This is a genomic window from Bradyrhizobium sp. URHC0002, from assembly GCF_054059515.1.
In genome coordinates this window covers 5,568,124-5,586,882 of record NZ_JBSSCF010000001.1, presented here as the reverse complement: position 1 = coordinate 5,586,882, position 18,759 = coordinate 5,568,124, and the positions used below count along the sequence as shown (strand labels likewise).

Annotated in this window: 21 protein-coding genes and 3 pseudogenes; 10 read left to right on the top strand and 14 right to left on the bottom strand. The window is 62.1% G+C overall.

The genetic code is table 11. The features are described 5' to 3' along the window. Positions 1-660 precede the first annotated feature (660 nt). Positions 661-1,320: a hypothetical protein gene (locus ACVWVY_RS27230; RefSeq protein WP_456629257.1), complete on the bottom strand. Its 660-nt coding sequence runs from the start codon at positions 1,318-1,320 to the stop codon at positions 661-663. 341 nt (positions 1,321-1,661) lie between these two features. Between ACVWVY_RS27230 and ACVWVY_RS27225 the strand changes: the two genes are divergently transcribed. Beyond that, entirely contained in the window at positions 1,662-1,853 is a 192-nt protein-coding gene (locus ACVWVY_RS27225; protein ID WP_456629256.1) for a hypothetical protein, read from the top strand. A 154-nt stretch (positions 1,854-2,007) separates the two neighbouring features. Next, a complete protein-coding gene (locus ACVWVY_RS27220; RefSeq protein WP_456629255.1) occupies positions 2,008-2,220 on the top strand; it encodes a PilZ domain-containing protein in 213 nt (70 codons plus the stop codon). Between the two features lie 780 nt (positions 2,221-3,000). Here the strand turns inward: ACVWVY_RS27220 and ACVWVY_RS27215 are convergent. The 7 genes and pseudogenes from ACVWVY_RS27215 to ACVWVY_RS27185 form a co-directional block, all read right to left on the bottom strand. Continuing rightward, the gene (locus tag ACVWVY_RS27215) at positions 3,001-3,510 is read right to left on the bottom strand and encodes a hypothetical protein (protein WP_456629254.1); all 510 of its coding nucleotides are present in this window, start codon (positions 3,508-3,510) and stop codon (positions 3,001-3,003) included. A gap of 639 nt (positions 3,511-4,149) precedes the next feature. After that, positions 4,150-4,383, bottom strand: coding sequence for a hypothetical protein (locus ACVWVY_RS27210; RefSeq protein WP_456629253.1), 234 nt, complete (start codon positions 4,381-4,383; stop codon positions 4,150-4,152). A gap of 468 nt (positions 4,384-4,851) precedes the next feature. Next, on the bottom strand, positions 4,852-5,268 hold the full coding sequence (locus ACVWVY_RS27205) for a response regulator (RefSeq protein ID WP_456629252.1): 417 nt from the start codon (positions 5,266-5,268) through the stop codon (positions 4,852-4,854). A gap of 74 nt (positions 5,269-5,342) precedes the next feature. Then, positions 5,343-5,768, bottom strand: coding sequence for a sensor histidine kinase (locus tag ACVWVY_RS27200; protein WP_456632321.1), 426 nt, complete (start codon positions 5,766-5,768; stop codon positions 5,343-5,345). Beyond that, positions 5,751-6,698, bottom strand: a pseudogene (locus tag ACVWVY_RS27195) (PAS domain S-box protein); the annotation flags it as partial. The pseudogene ACVWVY_RS27195 and the gene ACVWVY_RS27200, both read right to left, overlap by 18 nt. A 51-nt stretch (positions 6,699-6,749) precedes the next feature. Beyond that, positions 6,750-7,676: pseudogene (locus tag ACVWVY_RS27190) on the bottom strand (PAS domain-containing protein); the annotation flags it as partial. Positions 7,677-7,864: 188 nt separating this feature from the next. Next, entirely contained in the window at positions 7,865-8,266 is a 402-nt protein-coding gene (locus tag ACVWVY_RS27185; protein ID WP_456629251.1) for a hypothetical protein, read from the bottom strand. 149 nt (positions 8,267-8,415) lie between these two features. Here ACVWVY_RS27185 and ACVWVY_RS27180 point away from each other — a divergent pair, with 149 nt between their 5' ends. Then, positions 8,416-8,661, top strand: a complete 246-nt coding sequence (locus ACVWVY_RS27180) for a hypothetical protein (protein ID WP_456629250.1) — start codon at positions 8,416-8,418, stop codon at positions 8,659-8,661. Here ACVWVY_RS27180 and ACVWVY_RS27175 read toward each other — a convergent pair. Continuing rightward, positions 8,653-9,057, bottom strand: a complete 405-nt coding sequence (locus ACVWVY_RS27175) for a DUF5413 family protein (RefSeq protein ID WP_456629249.1) — start codon at positions 9,055-9,057, stop codon at positions 8,653-8,655. The genes ACVWVY_RS27180 and ACVWVY_RS27175 overlap by 9 nt on opposite strands. A 232-nt stretch (positions 9,058-9,289) precedes the next feature. Here ACVWVY_RS27175 and ACVWVY_RS27170 point away from each other — a divergent pair, with 232 nt between their 5' ends. The 3 genes from ACVWVY_RS27170 to ACVWVY_RS27160 all read left to right on the top strand — a co-directional run bounded on the left by ACVWVY_RS27170 (position 9,290) and on the right by ACVWVY_RS27160 (position 10,944). Continuing rightward, positions 9,290-9,889: a formyltransferase family protein gene (locus tag ACVWVY_RS27170; RefSeq protein ID WP_456629248.1), complete on the top strand. Its 600-nt coding sequence runs from the start codon at positions 9,290-9,292 to the stop codon at positions 9,887-9,889. 202 nt (positions 9,890-10,091) lie between these two features. Then, on the top strand, positions 10,092-10,445 hold the full coding sequence (locus tag ACVWVY_RS27165) for a hypothetical protein (protein ID WP_456629247.1): 354 nt from the start codon (positions 10,092-10,094) through the stop codon (positions 10,443-10,445). Continuing rightward, positions 10,390-10,944 carry a hypothetical protein gene (locus ACVWVY_RS27160; protein ID WP_456629246.1) on the top strand — a complete coding sequence of 185 codons (555 nt, stop codon included), beginning with the start codon at positions 10,390-10,392 and terminating at the stop codon, positions 10,942-10,944. The genes ACVWVY_RS27165 and ACVWVY_RS27160 overlap by 56 nt, the downstream gene beginning before the upstream one ends. Before the next feature lie 71 nt (positions 10,945-11,015). Here ACVWVY_RS27160 and ACVWVY_RS27155 read toward each other — a convergent pair whose 3' ends face one another. Together ACVWVY_RS27155 and ACVWVY_RS27150 are read right to left on the bottom strand one after the other, a co-directional pair. Then, a complete protein-coding gene (locus ACVWVY_RS27155) occupies positions 11,016-11,216 on the bottom strand; it encodes a hypothetical protein (RefSeq protein WP_456629245.1) in 201 nt (66 codons plus the stop codon). Positions 11,217-11,301: 85 nt separating this feature from the next. Then, entirely contained in the window at positions 11,302-11,700 is a 399-nt protein-coding gene (locus ACVWVY_RS27150; protein WP_456629244.1) for a RidA family protein, read from the bottom strand. Positions 11,701-11,861: 161 nt separating this feature from the next. On the opposite strand from ACVWVY_RS27150, the gene ACVWVY_RS27145 reads away from it, so the two are divergent. Continuing rightward, positions 11,862-12,740 carry a DMT family transporter gene (locus ACVWVY_RS27145; protein WP_456629243.1) on the top strand — a complete coding sequence of 293 codons (879 nt, stop codon included), beginning with the start codon at positions 11,862-11,864 and terminating at the stop codon, positions 12,738-12,740. A 175-nt stretch (positions 12,741-12,915) separates the two neighbouring features. Beyond that, entirely contained in the window at positions 12,916-14,325 is a 1,410-nt protein-coding gene (locus ACVWVY_RS27140) for a caspase family protein (protein WP_456629242.1), read from the top strand. Between the two features lie 93 nt (positions 14,326-14,418). On the opposite strand, the gene ACVWVY_RS27135 is transcribed toward ACVWVY_RS27140, so the two are convergent. Further along, entirely contained in the window at positions 14,419-14,658 is a 240-nt protein-coding gene (locus ACVWVY_RS27135) for a BrnA antitoxin family protein (protein WP_456629241.1), read from the bottom strand. 2 nt (positions 14,659-14,660) lie between these two features. Beyond that, positions 14,661-15,638 (bottom strand): annotated as a pseudogene (gene cysK, locus ACVWVY_RS27130) (cysteine synthase A). A gap of 221 nt (positions 15,639-15,859) precedes the next feature. Here cysK and ACVWVY_RS27125 point away from each other — a divergent pair. Further along, the gene (locus ACVWVY_RS27125; protein WP_456629240.1) at positions 15,860-16,075 is read left to right on the top strand and encodes a hypothetical protein; all 216 of its coding nucleotides are present in this window, start codon (positions 15,860-15,862) and stop codon (positions 16,073-16,075) included. Positions 16,076-16,081: 6 nt separating this feature from the next. Here ACVWVY_RS27125 and tgt read toward each other — a convergent pair whose 3' ends face one another. Beyond that, positions 16,082-17,215: a tRNA guanosine(34) transglycosylase Tgt gene (tgt, locus tag ACVWVY_RS27120; RefSeq protein WP_456629239.1), complete on the bottom strand. Its 1,134-nt coding sequence runs from the start codon at positions 17,213-17,215 to the stop codon at positions 16,082-16,084. Between the two features lie 278 nt (positions 17,216-17,493). Between tgt and ACVWVY_RS27115 the strand changes: the two genes are divergently transcribed. Then, positions 17,494-18,519: an aspartate-semialdehyde dehydrogenase gene (locus ACVWVY_RS27115; protein WP_456629238.1), complete on the top strand. Its 1,026-nt coding sequence runs from the start codon at positions 17,494-17,496 to the stop codon at positions 18,517-18,519. Positions 18,520-18,759 lie beyond the last annotated feature (240 nt).

Below are 18,759 nucleotides of genomic sequence, written 5' to 3'. Positions count from 1 at the left end.
GGGATTTTCAGATGTGAACTGGGTCACGTCTCACAGTGTCTCGATGCCGAAGCAGATCCCCCGTCGTCTCTCCAGGTTGCGGCGCCGGCTCCCCTTCTGCGCTGGTTCCAGATTTAACCTTCCCGACGGGCATCAAGCTTAATTCGTGAGTTTTGTTGCGGCCGGTCCAAACACGTCTAGCGTGACTGCAGGTCGCGCAGATGGCTAACTGTTTCGGCCTGCGTACTGCGCGATTAGGGGCCGCTTGTCCCCACGGGCGGCCCCGCCCTTATTTCAAGAAAAGCTTTTTGCGTGCCCTGGTCGACATTGCGCTAGCCGCCCCAGCACATGGGCGCCCGAGACAGATTCCTGCGGCGCCGCTTAGCAACCTTTAGGACACCGTGAGCGTTGAAGTCCGTACCCGGGGCAGGATCGCGAACCCCGGAGTTCGAATTGTGAGCATTATTCCTCTCGACCTGCAAAGAAAGTTCGAACGGCGGTGGGCTGCCAGATTTTTACGGCCGCCGCCGGCGCCTCGGGCGCATCGGCCTGAAAGCCAAAGTCAGCAGCTTGCCGTACCCAAATCCAAAAGAAAAACCCGCCGGATTGATGCGGCGGGCTTGAGGCAATTACCAACGGTGTGACGCGGGACCGAAGCGACGCGCCTTGATCTCTTGTTCTTCAGCCTTGCGGGGTTGCCGTGGTAGCCGGCAGACTTAGGGGGGCTCCTCCAAGCGAAAAAGGTCCTACAGGCTGCGGCTGCCGAGCCATCTTTTTGCGCACCGCTCGGGATAGCCGGTTACGAGCGTGCGTTGTTGAAATCGAGGAAGTTACTTCCGGGGCTATTGCATTTTGCAGCGAGTCGACCTTCGCCATAAGCTTGGTGACCTGCGCGAAGATCTTCTTCACGTCTGCATGTTCATCCGCAATCTGACCAGATATCTTCTTCACATCGACTTGCTCATCCACGACGCTCTGTCTCAGAGAAGCAAGCGCAATTGAATCCTGCTGAAGCAAAGCTGTGTTTTGCTGCAACAAGAAGTTATTCTCTTGCAGCGAGACAACGTGTTGCTGCTGCACCGACTGAATATTCTTCAATGCGGCGACAGCCGGATCATCCGATATTGGATCGGAAGCTTTCGGGTGCGGAATCAGTTCGGCCAACCTGCTGATATCAGGCAGAGCAAAATCGGACGGCGACAGCGTATAGACGGCCGCAGTCGTGTTTATTCCAAGCGCGAACACCGCAAACGCCAGGATCGATTTCCGGCTCGATTGCTTGATCGGCGCCGTGGATTCGGGTTGGTCGGCTTGGCTCTGGTTTTCCGATGTCTGGGTCACGTGCACTAACCTCAAATGAGTGAACAAAAAGGAGCCGACCGCTGGATCGTCCCTAGCGACGGCTCCTTTACGCGACACCCAACTAGAACTGCCTTGGATTATAGGCTTATCAGATTAATTCCGCGTTATCGCCGCAGCCGCCTGGCATGCACCGCGAGCCGCCGCCGGTTACGCTTCATCATCGATCGGCGCCGGCGCTTCACTGACTGCGCTCCGCCAGAAAACCCGGCAAGCTGAGACCACAGCTCATGTCAACGAGTGGCTAACGTCACCGGGACTGCAGCCTCCAAGGGCTTTGGCAAACTCGCTCGCCGATCAGAAGAAAGGACAGGCCGTCCGACATGCAGGATCATCTGGCGGCACAAGAACGTCTGCGGAAGGATGCGGCCGACGCCACGCTGATCCGGACCTCGCTACGGACAAAGCCAAGCAAGACTTCTTCGACCGATTGCACCGTCACTTGGATCAGCCAGCGGATAGATCAGCTAGCGGACGAAATTGAGCGAGCCATGAACAAGCCAAAGACGGAGTAAGGCTGCTCGGTTGGCGGCCCGGCGCACGACGTTGCCGAACGACACGCGTCGAGTCTTGCCACTCCGCTGTGACAAAATGTCGACAGCACTATGCGCCTTGGCGGAGTGACGATGCGTTCGAATTGCGATAGGGCTACGAGTATTGCCGGTTGGAATGAACCAGTTGAAATCAGGAAGTATTGAGTTCAACGGGCGCACGATCGCCTGCCTCATCCGCAGCCAGTCCGAGACTGGGGCGGCGCTGGAGGTGGTCGGCCCGCTAGGCATCCCGACGCAATTTACCCTTCTGATCGTTGCTGATCGCCTGAGACGCGGATGCACCGTGATATGGCGAACGGAACACCTGGTCGGCGTCAAATTCCACTAGGCTTATCTACCGAAGGGGTTACCCCGCCAGAGTTCCCGGAATGAAAAAGTAGCCAGGACCGGCTCTTGTTTTCCCCGATAGTGTAGTTCTGCGCTCGGAAGGGCGCGTAAGGGGGACGGCTCCAGCATGCAGACCCCCAGCCTTCGCGCTGGGGCCGTTTCGGTCTTGATAAGCCGCACTGGCGTATCGGAATCACGCGCCCCTGCCTTTCGCAACGCTGGGACGGTCCGTCCTCCCGTAACACTACGGCGCCGCTAGGCTATTTACCATTTCCGAAACCGTTGCTCCGTATTCTGCGCCTTTACTGGGGTGGGGGCCCCGCGATGGAGCTATTTCGAGCTGAAAAGATTGCCACTGTTCGCGATCAATCAAACCATGAATGCCGTTTCTGCGCAGGAAGGCTCACCCTCCTCAAAACCATCATGGAATCTGAAAGCGGAGTCGTCATTCATATATTTGAATGCCTGCAGTGCGGAGATCGCACGTGGACCGGCTAAAGCAAGAAGTTCCGCTTATCTTGTTCTGTTGTTCGCCTTGCCCCGATCCACCCCGTTTGAGCATCCATCCCCGCGGCCGAGTCGTTACGATAAAGGCCGAACAGAACCAGCCTAAATAGCAAACGGCCTCTTCATTGCCTGATTGAGACTGCGGAGGTCCGATGCACGCGCGGATCGGGATGCTGCGGGCGCTGAACGCCGACAGGCCTCGCGTGTTCAAGGAAAGCAGAATGCACCACTGGGGCCGGAGAAAGCTCAGCCCGAGGCGAGCAGGCCAGTCGGTTCAATTATGCGATTGGGCGATGCTTCCGGCGCTCTCGCGCGTGTTGCCGGCGACTTGTGGCAAGGCAAGGGTGAAAGCATCGACCAGCCGACGTCGCCAGGGCTGCGTTAGCATCGACAGCTTGCCTTCCAGCAGAGCCGCCCTTTCCCGGGCGCCGATGCTCTCCGAGGTGGTCTTGAGCAATTCGGCCAACAGCTTGTTCGTGCGCTCGCATTCTCTCTCGAAGTCGGCCCGATGGCCGCTGGCAACAGCCTTCGCCTCGATCAGTTCGGCCTGCAAGCTCTCGATTTTCTGCTTGAGGGCGGCGACCACCTGGTGACCGGCCTGTGCTTGCGGCGGACGGGTGATCGGGGAATGGCTGATTTCGGTGAGATCGACCTGCACCAACGTCTTGCCGTCGTTGGCGCGGGAACGCGGCCATCGATGTCGTTTTACCAGGGCGCGGGCCGCCTCCGGCGAAATTGTGAGTCTTTCGCCCAGGTCGGCATACGTCAGCATCTCGACGGGCATGATAGTCGCTCCCGTTTAGCCGGACGGTCACCATCCGGACACAGCAGACCGTACCGATTCATAGTTAAGCGTTGGTTTACTGTGACGGGCGAGCCGCAGGCGCGCATGATAACCTCGTGCCCGCGCTGCTCGCGGCACGACCCGGTGGAACCAGAACCACCCTATCCTCTGCGCCGCATCCCGCGCAGGTCGAGGCCCCAGAAGGCAATAAGGATCAGGGCGCATGTGCTCACGCCCAGCAACAATACAATTGCTTCCAGCATGATCGAATCACTCCGCGCTGGTGTCACAAAAGCATGCGCCCCCGCCGCGAAATTGTCATCATTCAGTTGTCGCGGAACGGTCCGGACGAAACCATTTTCTGAAGCCGACGAAAACATCCTGAAACAAAGGGCTGCCTATCTCGTTGTTAACAAGACAGGGACGGCCGTCATGCAATTCTTCTTCGAGCTCATTTGGAACCAGTCACGCAGTAGATTCCTCGCCACAATCGGTGAGGGGGAGACCGGGCAATGATTGAGATTTCAGCAGGTATCCTCACTCTGGTCAGCGTAGGCATCTTCGCCGCCCATGCGCTGGATGCCTACCGCAGCGGCTAGGCCGCAGCACAGACCGCCGCGCGCGCCGCGGGACGTTACCTCAGCGCCGCTCGTCCGACGCGGGCGACCTGTTGTGGCTCTCTGTCCAATTGAAGTCCGTGAACTCCGGATCGGTGGCCTGCGAGCGCGCCTTAAGTGATAGTCCCAGCTGGTGCGCCTTGAAGGTCACCCCACCCACAGTCCGATCCATCTTTTCGGCAATCGCCTGGGCTGAATACCTCTGAGCGAGATTCTTGAGGTCGTTGATATCCTCGAAACTCCAGCGCTTGGCCATTTGCCGCTCTCCCGCTCCTGCTTCGGAACCCAAATCGGGAAAAAGCGGAAAGTTCCCCTAAGCGCCTCCCGTCCGAACAATTTAATCGTAATTATGCCGAGATACCCGCTTGCCTGAAACTATGGGCCGATTTAATGGCTCTATTAGTTTAATTTAATGCGCCGGACGTTTGCGGGTGACAAATTATCCGCCCGACACGCATTATGCCCCCGATCGGGAGACCGCGCCTTTCCGGATGGGCCTTTCGGACGGTGGCTTCCAAAGTTTGGAGCCATGCCTCATGCATACGCGATCCAAAAGATATCTCGAAACCGCACCCTGCCCTGACGCGGCTGCCTGCCATGCGGCCCGGAGGTCGGAGATCGTTGGCGCGTATTATTATGTGTAATGGATCCAACCGGGCTTGCCCGACTCCGCACGATTTAAATATTAATTAGGAGTCGGACCCAGTGTGCGCTTGCCGGAGCGCTACGGCCGGCGCAGCCCTGCGATAGCTTCAGCAACCACCGCAACGAGCGAAGCCATGGTGTACGGCTTCGGCAGCCATCCGAGCGGGGCATAGGGCTCGGCGCGTCCGCGCGTGTGCGCATCGTCGTGTGCGGTCGCAAAGATGCAGCGAATGGCGAAGTCCTGGTACAATTGCCGGGCGGCGTCGATGCCATCGCGGGTGCTGGCGAGACGAATGTCCATCACGGCGAGCGTCGGCTGCGCCTCGCCGGCCATCGCGACGGCTTCCTCGGCGGTCGTGGCCGGGCCGATAACCTCAAAGCCGGCTGCCGTCAGCGCGATTTCGGTTTGCATGGCGATCAGAAAATCGTCCTCGACGACGAGAACGCGCGGAGGGCCATGCTTGTCTTCTATCCGTCGGGCCTCTTCAGCCGGCAACGGCGGGTTCCGGGCTGGTCCGGGCTGCGGTGAAAAAAGCCCTGCGCGCTGCTGCGGCGTCATCGATGACCGCCCTAGATTTTCGCGGCGGGAAAATCGAGGCTCGCCCGCGAGGGGTTTTTCGTGACGGAAAGCGTTCCATGCAGTTGGCGTGCGAGGCCGAGGACGAGCTGGAGTCCGGATGAATTCTTGCGGACCTTCTCAAGGTCGAACCCCTCGCCGTCATCCTCGACGCTGAGAACCAGCCGTCCATCCCGATCGGTCAGGCTGACCCGAACGCCCTGCTTCGCATGGTCCTTGATGCCGTGTTTGACGGCGTTCGTCAGAAGCTCGTTCAGTATCAGCGCGAGCGGCATGGCAACGTCGTTGGAAAGCACGCCGTGCGCCGCGCCGCTTTCGATTCGCGCCGCCGGCGGCAGCAATTGCCGGATTGTTTCACAGACCGCGGGCAGGAATTCCGCCGCCGCAAACCGGCTGGCGTCGCTGCGGCCGTACAGCACGCGCTGCGCGGCCGCCATGGCCGCGATCCGCGCGCTGGCCTCGTTGAGGACTTTCCGCGCCTCCTCGCTGTGCGCCGTTCTTGCCGCGGAGAACAGCAGCGCCTGCAGCATCTGCATGTTGTTCTTGGTGCGGTGGCTGAGTTCATCGAGCAGCAGCCGCTGCTGCGTCTCCGCCTGCCGCCGCTCGCTGATATCCACCAGCATGTTGATGGCGCCGTTGATCCTGCCGAGAGAGTCCCGCAGCGGCGTCGGGAACGGAATGAAGGGCACCCGCGTCCCGTCCGGCCGCTCCGCGACCGCTTCAGCGCCGCGGACGGCGCGCCCTTCCTTGAGTGCAACCGCCATCGGGCACTGGTCGTGCGGGAGCGGCGTGCCGTCAGGAAGGAACAGTTTCCATGTGACGCACCATTCGTCGCTGCCGAGCGTCGGCGTCCGGCCGGAAAATTCGACCGCCGCCTCGTTGAAATAGGTGATTTTGCCCTGCGCGTCGGTCGTGTAGATCGCGGCCGGTATAGCCGCAAGCAGTTCCGTGAGACGCTGCTCGCTCTCCCGGAGCTTGCGTTCGGCTTCCTTGCGATCGGTGATGTCGCGGGCGATCTTCGATGCGCCGATGATCCGTCCTGTGCCGTCGCGTACCGGCGAGACGGTCAGCGAAATGTCCAGAAGGCTGCCGTCCTTCCGCCGGCGGATGGTTTCATAATGCTGCATGCGCTCGCCGCGGCGTATCCGCGCGAGGATCCCGGGCTCCTCGTCTTCGCGTCCCGGCGGAAAAAGCATGGTCACCGGCTTGCCGACAGCCTCGCCGGCGGTATAGCCGAACAGCCGCTCCGCGCCTGGATTCCAGGTCCGAATGATCCCGTTCAGGTCCTTGCTGATAATCGCATCGTCAGAGGATTCCACGATGGACACGAGTTGCTGCGCACGCTCTTCGGCGGCGCTCCGCGCCTCTTCCGCCCTCAATCTTGCAACGCCGAAGCCGAGTTGCCGCGCGAGCGTCAGCGCGACGTCGATCTCTGATTCGACAAAGCGATGCGGCCTGTCGTAATAGGCCATGAATTTTCCGGCGAGCCGGCCGCCGATCAGGATCGGAATGAAAGCGACGGCTGCGATGCGTTCGCGCGCAACCGTTTCCTTGATCGTGTCGGAAAGATCGGACACGCCAACGTCCTCGAAACAGACCGGACGCGGATTTCGTTCGTTCCTGTCCCAAGGTGAATGGCCTTCGACGGCCTTCCGGTACCCGTCCGACAGACACCGCCATCCGACGAAGCGCATCACGTCATTGTCGTCGAACAGCAGAATGGAGGCGCGCTCGCAGGCAAGTGCCGCGAGGATGGCGTCCAGGCCGGCGTCGTAAACGCCTGGAAGCGATGTGGCGTATTGGAGCCTTTCGGAGAATTGGAACAGTGCCGCCTGCTCTTCGCTGCGGCGCGCCAGCGCCTGTTCGGCTTTCTTGCGGGCGCTGATGTCATGCTGAACACGTACCGCGTAAAGGAAATTTCCCGACGCATCGCGAACGCTCGAGGACGTCACCTCCACCCAGAGATATGAGCCGTCCTTGCGGGCGAGACGTTTTTCGATGGTGTAGCGATCGATTTCGCCGGCAATCTGTCGCCTGAACTCCGCGAGATCCTGCGCAACGTCCTGTGGCGAGGTCTCGTCAAAGATCGAGCGGCCGAGCAGATCGGCCGCTCCGCGTCCCGTCAGCTCGCAGACTTTCTGGTTGACGCGCAGCATCCGCCCGGCCTGATCGATCTCGGCGATGCCCACGCCGACGTTATCGTAGGTGGCGGCCAGACTTTCTTCGTGCGCACGGAGCCATTCGTGGCGCGGCACTTGAGCGACGTTCGGCGTGGCGGACTGACCTGGCGGGGAGAGAGTCTTGGCCGTCCGTTGCTGGATATTCATTCCGGCCATCCGCTGCCCTTGGGGCAAATCTTGCGTCACACAATACTCGGCGTCAGCAGATGCAGGGTCAGCACGCACGGCCGCTCAGGCCATAAGTCCGGCTAGCGAAAATTGTTCCCCGCCAAGACCGAACATCGAGATGTCCCTCTTCTTGCGAGCTCGCTCCCCGTGGAACCGGCATTTGATCGCTAACAGCCCCGGCAGATCCCCGTAAAACTGCTCACCTCCGGTCGCGTCCGCCGCCGAACCGGCGGCTTTCCCGGGGACGCCTGGCGCGCGCTGAAGATCCGCTGCGAGGCGCCGGTATAGGGCGGCGTCGCGAGCCGCGCGCGTGGCGCCGGCGTATCGACTGAGCCGTAGGTCGTTACCGGCGCCGGAGGGTTGGGGCGGAGCGGCGGGTTGCTCGAGGCATTGCCGATGCCGCTGGGATCGGAGAGCGCCCGGGGATTGGCCGGGCCGAACGGCACGCCGGATATCGACGAATTGCCGGCGCCGGCCGAGCCGGCTGGCGGCGTCAATTGCGCGAACGCGCTGACGGGGGCGATCAGGGCGAGCGCCGTGAAGAGAACAAGCGCCGGATAGCGGGACATCGAAGTCGCTCCAGGAAGCCATCATCAACGATCATGTGGCGTGCGCGTTCCCTGGCTTCCAGCTCGGTTTTTCCTGCCCTGCAACGGTAGGCGTCGGCGCGAGAATCAGGCCTAATCATGGCGCGATCACGTTTTGAGATTCCGGCGGAATGAACCAGCCTGATATCCTCGATTCCGATATCCGCGCCCTGCAACAGTGGCTGCGCGCTGCCTGGCAGCAGCTCGGCGATTCCTCCCTCACCACCTTCAGCCGGCGCGAGTTGCGCAACCAGATGAAGCAGTGCAGCGCCGACCTGCGGGAGCGCCTGCAAATGGCGGCCGAGCAACGGTCCGAGCCGCTTCAGCAACCGCTCCCCGCCCACTCCCGGCCAGAGCTGCGCATCCTGTCATGGTGACGGAACAAGGTCGGGCGCCTGCCGCTCCGCCGCCAGCCACGAACACACCGCTGACGGCACCGCGCCGATGAGCCCCAACAGCAGGACTTCCGGCCCGTGGGCGAAGCCCATCCAGAACGCTGCCGCGAGCGGCAGGTAGCTGATCGCATAGCCGAACAGCGCCGTGAGCGCGACGCGGTACGAGACATGGTGCTTTGCCAGCGCATGGTCGAACCACGCGGCCAACAGCGCGGGGATCAACCCGACCAGGTATATCGTCGGCAGCATCATGAGTTGGCCGACATCAAATGTGCTCGGGCTGCCCGCAAGCCAATTGGCAATCTGCAGCATCACCCAGAACGCGACGACGAAGCCGAGCGGCGGCGCTATGGCGGCAAAAACGAGAAAGCGTTTCATGCGGGTCGTCCGTGGTTGCTGATCCGGGGCTCAACCGTAGCGCCGCGCCGTTCGTTGCCGCTGTGATGCCACGCACGCTGGCCGGCGCCGCCAAGCCGGCCCGAGTTGCGCCGTCAAGGGCTAGCTCAGCCGCCCGCCCTGTTGATAACCCAAATGCCTCGGGCCTAGCGTCGAAACAGGCCGTCATGGTGTGCTATCGGCATACCGGCCTGATTAACGACGGACAGAACACATGCGGATCACCCTGGTCGGTTCCCGCCATTTCGGCGTGACGACATTCAATACGCTGCGCCAACACGGGGTCGATATCGTCCGCGTCGTCGTCCACGATGGCGAGGACCGGCTTGCCGCCACCGCGCGGGCCGCCGGGATCGACGTCGCCGTGCAGGCCGATCCGAAACGCGTGGCAGCGTCCGAAATCGCACCCAATACCGACCTGATCGTGACCGCGCACAGCCATGCCCGCGTCACCAGGGAGGCGCTGGCCGCCGCCAAACTCGGCGGCATCGGCTACCACCCTTCGCTCCTGCCCCGGCATCGCGGCATCGCCGCAGTCGAATGGACCATCAAGGAGGGCGATCCGATCGCCGGCGGCACTGTCTACCACCTTGCCGACCGGATGGATGCGGGCGCCATCGCCGCGCAGGAATGGGTGTTTGTCAAGAAAGGCGAAACTGCCCGCGAGCTATGGGAGCGCGCGCTGGCTCCGCTCGGCCAGAAACTGCTTGCCGACGTCATCTTTCACGCCAAGACCCACAACAACCTCCCTGCCACGCCGCAGGAGGAGGAGTTCGCCACCCAGGCGCCGAACCTGTCGGACGCAAAGCACTGAACGCTACCTAAATACCTCCAGCACGGTTTTGGTACCGAATCAGTGGCGAAATCGGAACTTTTTTCGTTCCCCGCCCGGAACCGGATTCACCTTGATGTGTTTGAAATCCCGGGAACATTCCGCAGTGTTGCGTTGCACCCAAGTTTGGACACATTGTGACCAGATAAGGTTCGTCATCACACACATCTCAAGGATTTGATCCATGCGCGCCAATCGCATCCGCGAAATTTTGTATGCTTCGTTTCTTGCCTCCGCCGCGACCCTGACCGCAGCTCCGGCCTCAGCTCAGTCGCCCTATGACGGCCTTTGGCAGGTCACCGTTGTCACAAAATCGGGCAGTTGCGATGCGCAGACTACCTCGACCGTGAACGTCGCCGACGGCAAGATTTCGGGCGGTCCGGTTTCCGGCAGTGTCGGCAGCGGGGGACTTGTGCGAGTCTCGATCAATGGTGCATATGCGAACGGTCAACTCAGTGGCAACTCCGGATCGGGGAAATGGAATGGGGCTTCAGCTGGTGTCGCGTGCAGCGGTCGATGGGAAGCGTCCCGTCAGTAAGGCAAGCCAGGCTTCAGAATTTTTCGCCAAAGCGCGGCGGCTGACATTCGCAGCCGTCGCGTTTTTTTTGACGGCCTTTGCGGCCTCCACGGGCTACGCCCAGTCCAGTACGTTCGCCGGCATGGCCGGCACCTGGTCCGGTTCCGGCACCGTGACGCTCGATGACGGCTCGAACGAGCGGATCCGCTGCCGCGCGACCTACAAGGTGGCGGGTGCCAGCATGGATATGATCCTCACCTGCGCCAGCGATGCCTACAAGTTCAACCTCCAGGCGGCGGTGGTCGCAGCAGGCGGCGAAGTCAGCGGCAACTGGAGCGAGACCAGCCAGAATGTTGGCGGCAACATCCAGGGCCGTGGCGCCAACGGCAGCTTCCAGCTGGTCGCCCAGGCGGCCGGCTTCAGCGCCAGCATCGCGCTGAAGACCACCGGCACCAAGCAGCAGATCGCCATGAAGGCCGACAGCCAGTTCCGCGCCGCCCATATTTCGCTGTCGAAGTAGCCCCTCAATTGTCATCGCCCGCGGCGAACGCGGGCGATCCAGTGTTCCAGAGGCGCGCGATTTGATCTCGCTTAACTCGTCTTCGGCTTCTCGAGTTTCGCCGCCGTCTCCTTGATCGTCTTGGCGATCAACAAAGCCTGCTCCTTGTTGAACGCAAAATCCTGCACGCCCCTGTGCGTGGTCAGCGACAGCACCATGACATCGGGCTGGTGCTCGGGCCAGCCGGTTGCGAAGGCTGTGACGTAGTCTGCAGAGGTCGATCGATTGGTCATTGGCTCACGATATCCTTTTGTCTTTTCCGGCGCGGTTGTTGAAGCTGATAGCGCCTGGCGTTTGTGATGTTCGGCCAGGCCTTGGTCAGGCCTTGGGCACGAAGGCGGTGACTTCGATTTCGACCTTGGCCCTGACGTCGACCAGCCCGTCGATGTAGAGCAATGTCGATGGCGGGAAATTGCGCCCGAGTGTTTCCTTCCAGGCAGCGCCGATGCCAGGACCTGCGGCTTCGTATTCGCTGCGGCTGGTCAGGTACCAGGTCAGGCGGACGATGTGCTCGGGCCCCGCGCCGGCTTCGCCAAGCAGCTTGATGATGCGCTTCAGCGCCGTGCCGACCTGGGCGGCCATGTCAGGGGCATAATCGCCCTTCTCGTCGCCGCCGGTCTGGCCGGCCAGCACGACCCATTTGCCTGAAGCGTCGACCTCGACACCGTGCGAGAAGCCGCGGGGTTTCGACCATTCGGCCGGTTGCAAGATACGCATGCGTAGGTTCCTCGTTGAGACCGCCGCTCCTTAGCACTGAACCGGCCGTCGCTCCCACAGCGAAATTGCGGTGCCGCGCATCGCTGCCCGCCGCATATGCGCATTGCAAATTGTGGCGCGCTCGCCGATACCGGCCTGCCCCAACCCCGCAAGCTTTTCGAATGGACCGCACCCCCTCCAAAACCCTGGCCGCGCTGTGGATGGCCGGCTGGCTCTCCCTGATGCTGATCATTGCGATCGCCGGACGCGAGGCGGCGCGCGAGATCAACGTGTTCCAGCTCATGGAGATGCGCTCCATCCTCGGCTTCCTGATGCTGTACCCGCTGATCCGCGCCAATGGCGGATTTGGCATGATGAAGACGACGCGGCTACCGCAGCATATTGCGCGCAACCTCATCCACTATGGCGCGCAGCTCGGCTGGTTCTTTGCGCTGACGCTGATCCCGATCGGCCAGGTGGTGGCCATCGAATTCACCATGCCGATCTGGACCGCGATCCTGGCCGCGACGTTTCTCGGCGAGCGCATGACCATCTGGAAGATCGCGGCGATCGTGCTCGGGCTAGTCGGCGTCGTCGTGATCGTTCGCCCCGCCACCAGCGAGGTCGATCCGGGCCAGTTGATCGCGCTGGCGGCGGCCGTCGGGTTCGGCGTGTCGGTCACGATGGTCAAGTCGCTCACCCGCACCGAGCAGGCGCTCTCGATCATGTTCTGGATGCTGGTGGTTCAATCGGCGGCTGGCTTGTTTCCCGCGCTCTACGTCTGGACGTGGCCGCCGACCTATCTCTGGGGCTGGGTCGTGGTGATCGCGTTTTGCGGCACGTTCTCCCACTACTGCATGGCGCGCGCGATGCTGCATGCCGATGCCACCGTGGTGATCCCGATGGATTTTCTGCGAGTTCCGCTGACCGCCGCCGCCGGCTGGCTGATCTATTCGGAACGGCTGGACCTGTTCACCGTGCTCGGGGCCGCGTTGATCCTCACCGGAAATCTGTTGAACCTGAAACCGAATCCTTCGACTAAGGCGTCCGCCCCTAGCTGAATTTTATTTGCCGGGCTGTGATCTAGATCACGCGACGATGCGTGTCGCGACGGTAACGGATGGCTCCGGATTTGGTTGTCAGCCTGCTTTTTTGTGGCGCGAAGCAGGCGATTTTCTGTACTGTCCAGCCAGCGTCACAATCAAAGCCTTTGTCGATTCTGCAGGGGGATTTCCTATGCGCTACCCAACCCTCATTTTGTCCGCCATTTGCATGGTCCTTACGGCGGGCGCCGCCAGTGCCGAGAAGCGTGTTGCCTTCGTCGTCGGTAACGGCGCCTACAAGAACGTAGCCCCGCTGCCGAACCCGTCGGTCGATGCGAAGGCGATCGCCGCGACCCTGCGCAATGTCGGTTTCGAAGTGGTCGAGGGTTCCAATCTCACGCGCGACAAGATGACCGAGCGGCTGCTCGACTTCGGCAAGAAGGCGCAAGGCGCCGACGTCGCGCTGTTCTTCTACGCCGGTCACGGCATCGCCATCTCCGGCACCAACTATCTGTTGCCGATCGACGCCGACATCAAATCCGAAATGGACGTCAAGCTCGGCGCCGCGATCAATATCGACCTCACGCTCGAGCAGACCATGGGCGACGCCAAGGTCAAGCTGGTGTTCCTCGATGCCTGCCGCGACAACCCGTTTGCGGCCAAGATCAAGTCGAACTCCGCGACCCGCAGCGTCAATGTGCAAACCGGTCTTGCCGAAATGAAATCCGGCGAAGGCACGCTGATCGCGTTCGCGACCGGCCCGGGCCAGACCGCGCTCGACGGCCAGGAAGGTTCCAACAGCCCGTTCACGCGCGCGCTGCTTGCCAACCTCACCCAGCCCGGCGTGGAGATCCAGCAGGCGATGACCAAGGTCCGCGCCCAGGTCAATGAGGAGACCAACAAGGGACAATTGCCCTGGGGTCACACCAACCTGATCGGTTCAGTCTATCTGAACGGCGCGCCCGCGCCCGGCGCGGTGGCGGCTGCAACGCCGGCAGCGGGCGCTTCAAAGGCGTCGGACGTGGAACTGGAATTCTGGCGCTCGATCAAGGATTCCAACAAGCCGGAAGAACTCAACGCCTATCTGAGCAACTATCCCAATGGTCAGTTCCGCTCGCTGGCCTTGTCGCGCATTGCCTCGCTTGAGTCTGGTCCCAAACCCGATGCCACCCGCAACCTGACCACGGGCGTCGATCCCGCGACCTTCAAGGAGGAAGCGGACCAGACCACCGAGGATCAGATCGGCCTCGACAAGGGCCAGCGCCGCGACGTGCAGCGCCGCCTCACCGGGCTCGGCTTCGACACCAAGGCCACTGGCCAGTTCGATCAGGCAACCCGCGGCGTCATCTCGCGCTGGCAGGCGGCCCGCGGCTATCCCAAGAGCGGCTACCTCAACAAGCTGCAGCACAAGGCGCTGCTGAGCGAGATCGTCGCGGCGGCGCCGACCGCGAGTTCCGACGAGGAGCGGCCGAAGCGCCGGGCCCCGAGCAGCGGCCAGGCACAATCACAGCCCCAGCCGCAGCGGCACTACAACAATAGTGGGCCTGACCCGGCCGGAGCCGGACGCTTCATCGGCGGCGTCATGGGCGGCATGCTGCGCTAGGCGGCAAGCGACGCCATTGCAAAAAGGCCCGGGTTCATCCCGGGCCTTTTTCATTGTGCGCTTCGCCAAATCAAAATGCGTACTCGCGGCAATCTACTTGCCCGCGGCCTTTCGCAAGGCCTCGTTCATGCGATCCTGCCAGCCGGGGCCGCCTTCCTGGAAAAATTCCAGCACGTCCTGGTCGATGCGCAGCGAGACCAGTTCCCTCACGCCGGGAAGCCGGGTCGTCTTCGGCGGCGCTTCCGCCACCTTGGTGGTGGTGCGTTTGAACGCGGCCTCGGCCTCGGTGCGCGCGTCGTTCAGGGTTCTCGGCCGTCGCGGTTGGTCCGCCATCGCTAGATTCCTTCAAACAGTGCGGTTGACAAATAACGCTCGGAGAATGACGGCACGATCGCAAGGATGGTCTTGCCGGCGCTCTCGGGTCGTTTGCCGATCTCGAGCGCCGCCGCGATCGCAGCACCCGAGGAAATGCCGCCGGGAATGCCTTCCATGCGCGCCAGTGCGCGCGACATTTCGATCGCCGTCGGGCCGTTGACCTTGACGATCTCGTCGATGACCGAACGATCCAGAATGTCCGGAACGAAGCCGGCGCCGATGCCCTGAATCTTGTGCGGCGTATGCTGCCCGCCCGACAGCACCGGGCTTTCCTCCGGCTCGACGGCCACCACCCGCAATGACGGCTTGCGCGGCTTCAGCACCTGTCCGACGCCGGTAATGGTGCCGCCGGTGCCGACGCCCGCGACGAAGAAATCGATGTTGCCGCCGGTGTCGTTTCAGATTTCCTCGGCCGTGGTGCGGCGGTGAATTTCGGGATTGGCAAGGTTCTTGAACTGTTGCGGCATTACCGCGTTGGGCGTGGTCCGCACCAGTTCCTCGGCGGTCGCGATCGAGCCCTTCATGCCTTGTGATGCCGGCGTCAGGATGATCTCGGCGCCGAGGAAGGCCAGCATCTTGCGCCGCTCGATCGACATCGACTCCGGCATCACCAGTTTCAGCCGGTAGCCGCGCGAGGCCGCGACAAAGGCCAGCGCGATGCCGGTATTGCCTGACGTCGGCTCGATCAGCACGGTGTCGGCGTTGATCACGCCGGCCTTCTCCATCGCGATCACCATCGCCGCGCCAATGCGATCCTTGACGCTCGCGGCGGGATTGAAATATTCGAGCTTGGCCAGGATGGTTGCGCTAACACAATGCGCCTCCGGCAATTTGCGCAGGCGGACGATCGGGGTGTCGCCGATTGCATCGACGATGGAGTCGAAAACCCGGCCCCGCCCCGGACGTTGCACTGCACTCGTGGTTGACGACGCATCCATCTCAACACTCCATAGGCGATCATCTGCGGGGAACTGCGGCTCTCCTTACTTAGGAGGCGGCCAGTGCGATGTGCAAGCTGGAATCGCCGGAGCGAAGAGTTCGCTGCATTGCAAAACAAGAGCGTCGCTAAATTTCGTGAAATCAACGCATTTGTGTTGCCACAACGTCAAAGATTTCGGACTATACTTTGGTAGTGAGCTGAACCAGAGGTGAGGTCACGATGCCAGGAATTGCTGAACTCCTGTCGCCAGTTGCGTATCGGCCCGACCCGCGTGGTTGTGATTTGCCGACGTGCCCTGTGTGCGCCGACACCATGGTGGCAGCGGAAGCTTCAGCCTACCTCAACGACCACGTGATCAGCTATCTCTGGACCTGCGACACCTGCGGTTACGGCTTCGTGACCAAACATTCGGTCAAGAGGTTTGCTTGTAATTGACTCAAGCTATCGTGGAGCAATGTCACCGCGCGCCCAACCGGCGCGCGTTTTCATTTGGAACGTCTCGAACGTGCCGCTTGCGATCGCTTCGCGCATGCCCTGCATCATGTGCTGATAATAGGCCACGTTGATTTCCGACAGCAGCATCGCCCCCAACGTCTCCCCTGAGCGAACCAGATGATGCAGATAGGCCCGCGAGATGTCGCGCGTCGCCGGCCATGCGCTTTCCTCATCCAGCGGCCGCGGATCGTCGGCGTGACGGGCGTTGCGCAGGTTGATCTGGCCGAAGCGAGTGAACGCCATGCCGTGACGCCCGTTGCGGGTCGGCATCACGCAGTCGAACATGTCGATGCCGCGCGCCACGCTTTCCAGCAGATCCTCCGGCGTGCCGACGCCCATCAGGTAGCGCGGGCGATCCGCCGGCAGAGCTGGCGCGGTTTCCTCGACCATCGCCAGCATCACCGCCTGCGGTTCGCCGACCGCAAGCCCGCCGATCGCGTAGCCGTGGAAGCCGATCTCGACCAGTCCGCGCGCATTGATATGGCGCATCTCGGGAATGTCGCCGCCCTGCACGATGCCGAACAACATGTAGCCATCAGGCGCGGTCTCGAACGCACGCTTGCTGCGCTCCGCCCAGCGCAACGACAGCCGCATCGCGCGCTCGATGTCGTCACGCCCGGCCGGCAGCCGCACGCACTCGTCCATCTGCATGGCGATGTCGGCGCCGAGCAGCCGCTGCACCTCGATCGAACGCTCCGGCGACAGCTCGACCTTGGCGCCGTCGATATGCGAACGGAAGGTCACGGCTTTCTCGCTCACCTTGCGCAGGTCCGACAGCGACATCACCTGGAAGCCGCCGGAATCCGTCAGCATCGGGCCGTTCCAGCCGGTGAAGGTTTGCAGGCCGCCGAGCGCCGCGATCCGCTCGGCGCCGGGCCGAAGCATCAGATGATAGGTGTTGCCGAGCACGATATCGGCGCCGGCATCGCGCACCTCGCGCCAGTGCATGCCCTTCATCGCACCTGCGGTGCCGACCGGCATGAAGGCCGGCGTGCGCACCACGCCATGCGGCGTGGTCAGGCGGCCGGTGCGGGAATTACCGTCGGTGGCGATCAGTTCAAAATGGTTGGGGAGGCTCATGGGGGAGCTTATTGCGTGACAAAGCCACTCCGTTCAACCCGGTTTGGAGCGATTTTCGGCCCAAAACCCGTTGACGCCGGTCGAACTCTGCCGCATAAGTCCGCGCCATGACGACTTCGACCAAAGCGACCACGAAAACCAAAGCACCCTCCGGGGGCTCGGGAGCCGTGCGCGCGTAGTCGAACGATCGCATTATCTGAACCGAAGCCCCGCCTGAAAAGGACCGGGGCTTTTTTATTGCCCGCAAGCATTGATGCTCAACCAAAGAGGATAGACCCGTGAGCCACGAACCCGTTGTAGCCATTGCCGGCGTGACCGGCGCTGTCGGCGCCGAATTCATCGCCACCATGGACAGGCGTGCTTTTCCCGTCCGCAAGCTCAAGGCGCTGGCCAGCGCCCGCTCGGCCGGCAAGACCATCGACTTCCGCGGTGAGCGGATCGTGATCGAAGAGCTCACCGAAAAGTCGTTCGAGGGCGTCGACATCGCGCTGTTCTCGGCGGGTGCCGGCACTTCCCGAAAATTCTCTCCCGCAGCCGTCAAAGCCGGTGCGGTCGTGATCGACAATTCTTCGGCCTTCCGGATGGACCCGAACGTGCCGCTGGTCATCCCGGAGATCAACGCGGGCCGTATCCGCGAGCACAAGGGCATCATCGCCGTCCCGAACTGCTCGGCGATCACGGCGCTGGTGCCGCTGTGGCCGATCCATCGGCAAAACCGCATCAAGCGCGTGATCCTGTCGACCTATCAGGCAGCGAGCGGCGGCGGTGCCGCCGTGATGCAGGAACTGTTGGAGTCGACCCGCGCTCATCTCGAAGGCCGCGCCTTCCAGCCCAAGGCGATCCCGCATCCCTACGCCTTCAACCTGTTCAGCCACAACACGGCCATCGATCCCGAGACCGGCTACAACGACGAAGAGACCAAAGTGATCAAGGAGACCCGCAAGATATTCGAGGACGATCAGATCGCGATCGGCGTCACCTGCGTCCGCGTGCCGGTGCTGCGCGCGCATTGCGAGGCGATTACCTTCGAATGCGAAAGGCCGATTACGGAAGCTGACGTGCGCGCCATCCTGGCCAACGCGCCGGGCGTCAGGATCGTCGATGACCGCGCGAAGAACTATTTCCCGATGCCGATCGATGCGTCAGGCCAGGACGACGTTCTCGTCGGCCGCATCCGCAAGGACCTCAGCGATGCCTCAGGTCACTCGATCTCGATGTTCGTGTCGGCCGATCAGCTCCTGAAGGGCGCGGCGCTCAACGCGATCCAGATCGCGGAGCTGCTGCCGCAGCGGGTCATGGCTTGAGATGGAATCGCAGGGTGGGCAAAGGCGCATTTGCGCTGTGCCCACCCTCCACACTTCTCAATCAGAGCATTGCCAATTTTACCCAAAGAGGACATTGACTCTTTCTGGTAAGTCAACCGCTCTGACTTATGGTTCGCCGGTCGCGGTTGATGTAGTTTCACGCGTGTGAGGTTACGAAACTCAGCAAGCCAGGTTGGGACAGTTTTCAATTTATCAGCCCAGGTGACATCGATTACCTGA

What these genes read in the sequence shown, in the direction of transcription:
- ACVWVY_RS27215 (WP_456629254.1), bottom strand. Translation starts at nt 3,510, where the DNA reads ATGCCCGTCGAGATGCTGACGTATGCCGACCTGGGCGAAAGACTCACA.
- ACVWVY_RS27165 (WP_456629247.1), top strand. Translation starts at nt 10,092, where the DNA reads ATGCGCGCCAATCGCATCCGCGAAATTTTGTATGCTTCGTTTCTTGCC.
- ACVWVY_RS27170 (WP_456629248.1), top strand. Translation starts at nt 9,290, where the DNA reads ATGCGGATCACCCTGGTCGGTTCCCGCCATTTCGGCGTGACGACATTC.
- ACVWVY_RS27140 (WP_456629242.1), top strand. Translation starts at nt 12,916, where the DNA reads ATGCGCTACCCAACCCTCATTTTGTCCGCCATTTGCATGGTCCTTACG.
- tgt (WP_456629239.1), bottom strand. Translation starts at nt 17,215, where the DNA reads ATGAGCCTCCCCAACCATTTTGAACTGATCGCCACCGACGGTAATTCC.
- ACVWVY_RS27185 (WP_456629251.1), bottom strand. Translation starts at nt 8,266, where the DNA reads ATGTCCCGCTATCCGGCGCTTGTTCTCTTCACGGCGCTCGCCCTGATC.
- ACVWVY_RS27135 (WP_456629241.1), bottom strand. Translation starts at nt 14,658, where the DNA reads ATGGCGGACCAACCGCGACGGCCGAGAACCCTGAACGACGCGCGCACC.
- ACVWVY_RS27210 (WP_456629253.1), bottom strand. Translation starts at nt 4,383, where the DNA reads ATGGCCAAGCGCTGGAGTTTCGAGGATATCAACGACCTCAAGAATCTC.
- ACVWVY_RS27150 (WP_456629244.1), bottom strand. Translation starts at nt 11,700, where the DNA reads ATGCGTATCTTGCAACCGGCCGAATGGTCGAAACCCCGCGGCTTCTCG.
- ACVWVY_RS27180 (WP_456629250.1), top strand. Translation starts at nt 8,416, where the DNA reads ATGAACCAGCCTGATATCCTCGATTCCGATATCCGCGCCCTGCAACAG.
- ACVWVY_RS27175 (WP_456629249.1), bottom strand. Translation starts at nt 9,057, where the DNA reads ATGAAACGCTTTCTCGTTTTTGCCGCCATAGCGCCGCCGCTCGGCTTC.
- ACVWVY_RS27145 (WP_456629243.1), top strand. Translation starts at nt 11,862, where the DNA reads ATGGACCGCACCCCCTCCAAAACCCTGGCCGCGCTGTGGATGGCCGGC.
- ACVWVY_RS27225 (WP_456629256.1), top strand. Translation starts at nt 1,662, where the DNA reads ATGCAGGATCATCTGGCGGCACAAGAACGTCTGCGGAAGGATGCGGCC.
- ACVWVY_RS27155 (WP_456629245.1), bottom strand. Translation starts at nt 11,216, where the DNA reads ATGACCAATCGATCGACCTCTGCAGACTACGTCACAGCCTTCGCAACC.
- ACVWVY_RS27125 (WP_456629240.1), top strand. Translation starts at nt 15,860, where the DNA reads ATGCCAGGAATTGCTGAACTCCTGTCGCCAGTTGCGTATCGGCCCGAC.
- ACVWVY_RS27160 (WP_456629246.1), top strand. Translation starts at nt 10,390, where the DNA reads ATGGGGCTTCAGCTGGTGTCGCGTGCAGCGGTCGATGGGAAGCGTCCC.
- ACVWVY_RS27220 (WP_456629255.1), top strand. Translation starts at nt 2,008, where the DNA reads ATGAACCAGTTGAAATCAGGAAGTATTGAGTTCAACGGGCGCACGATC.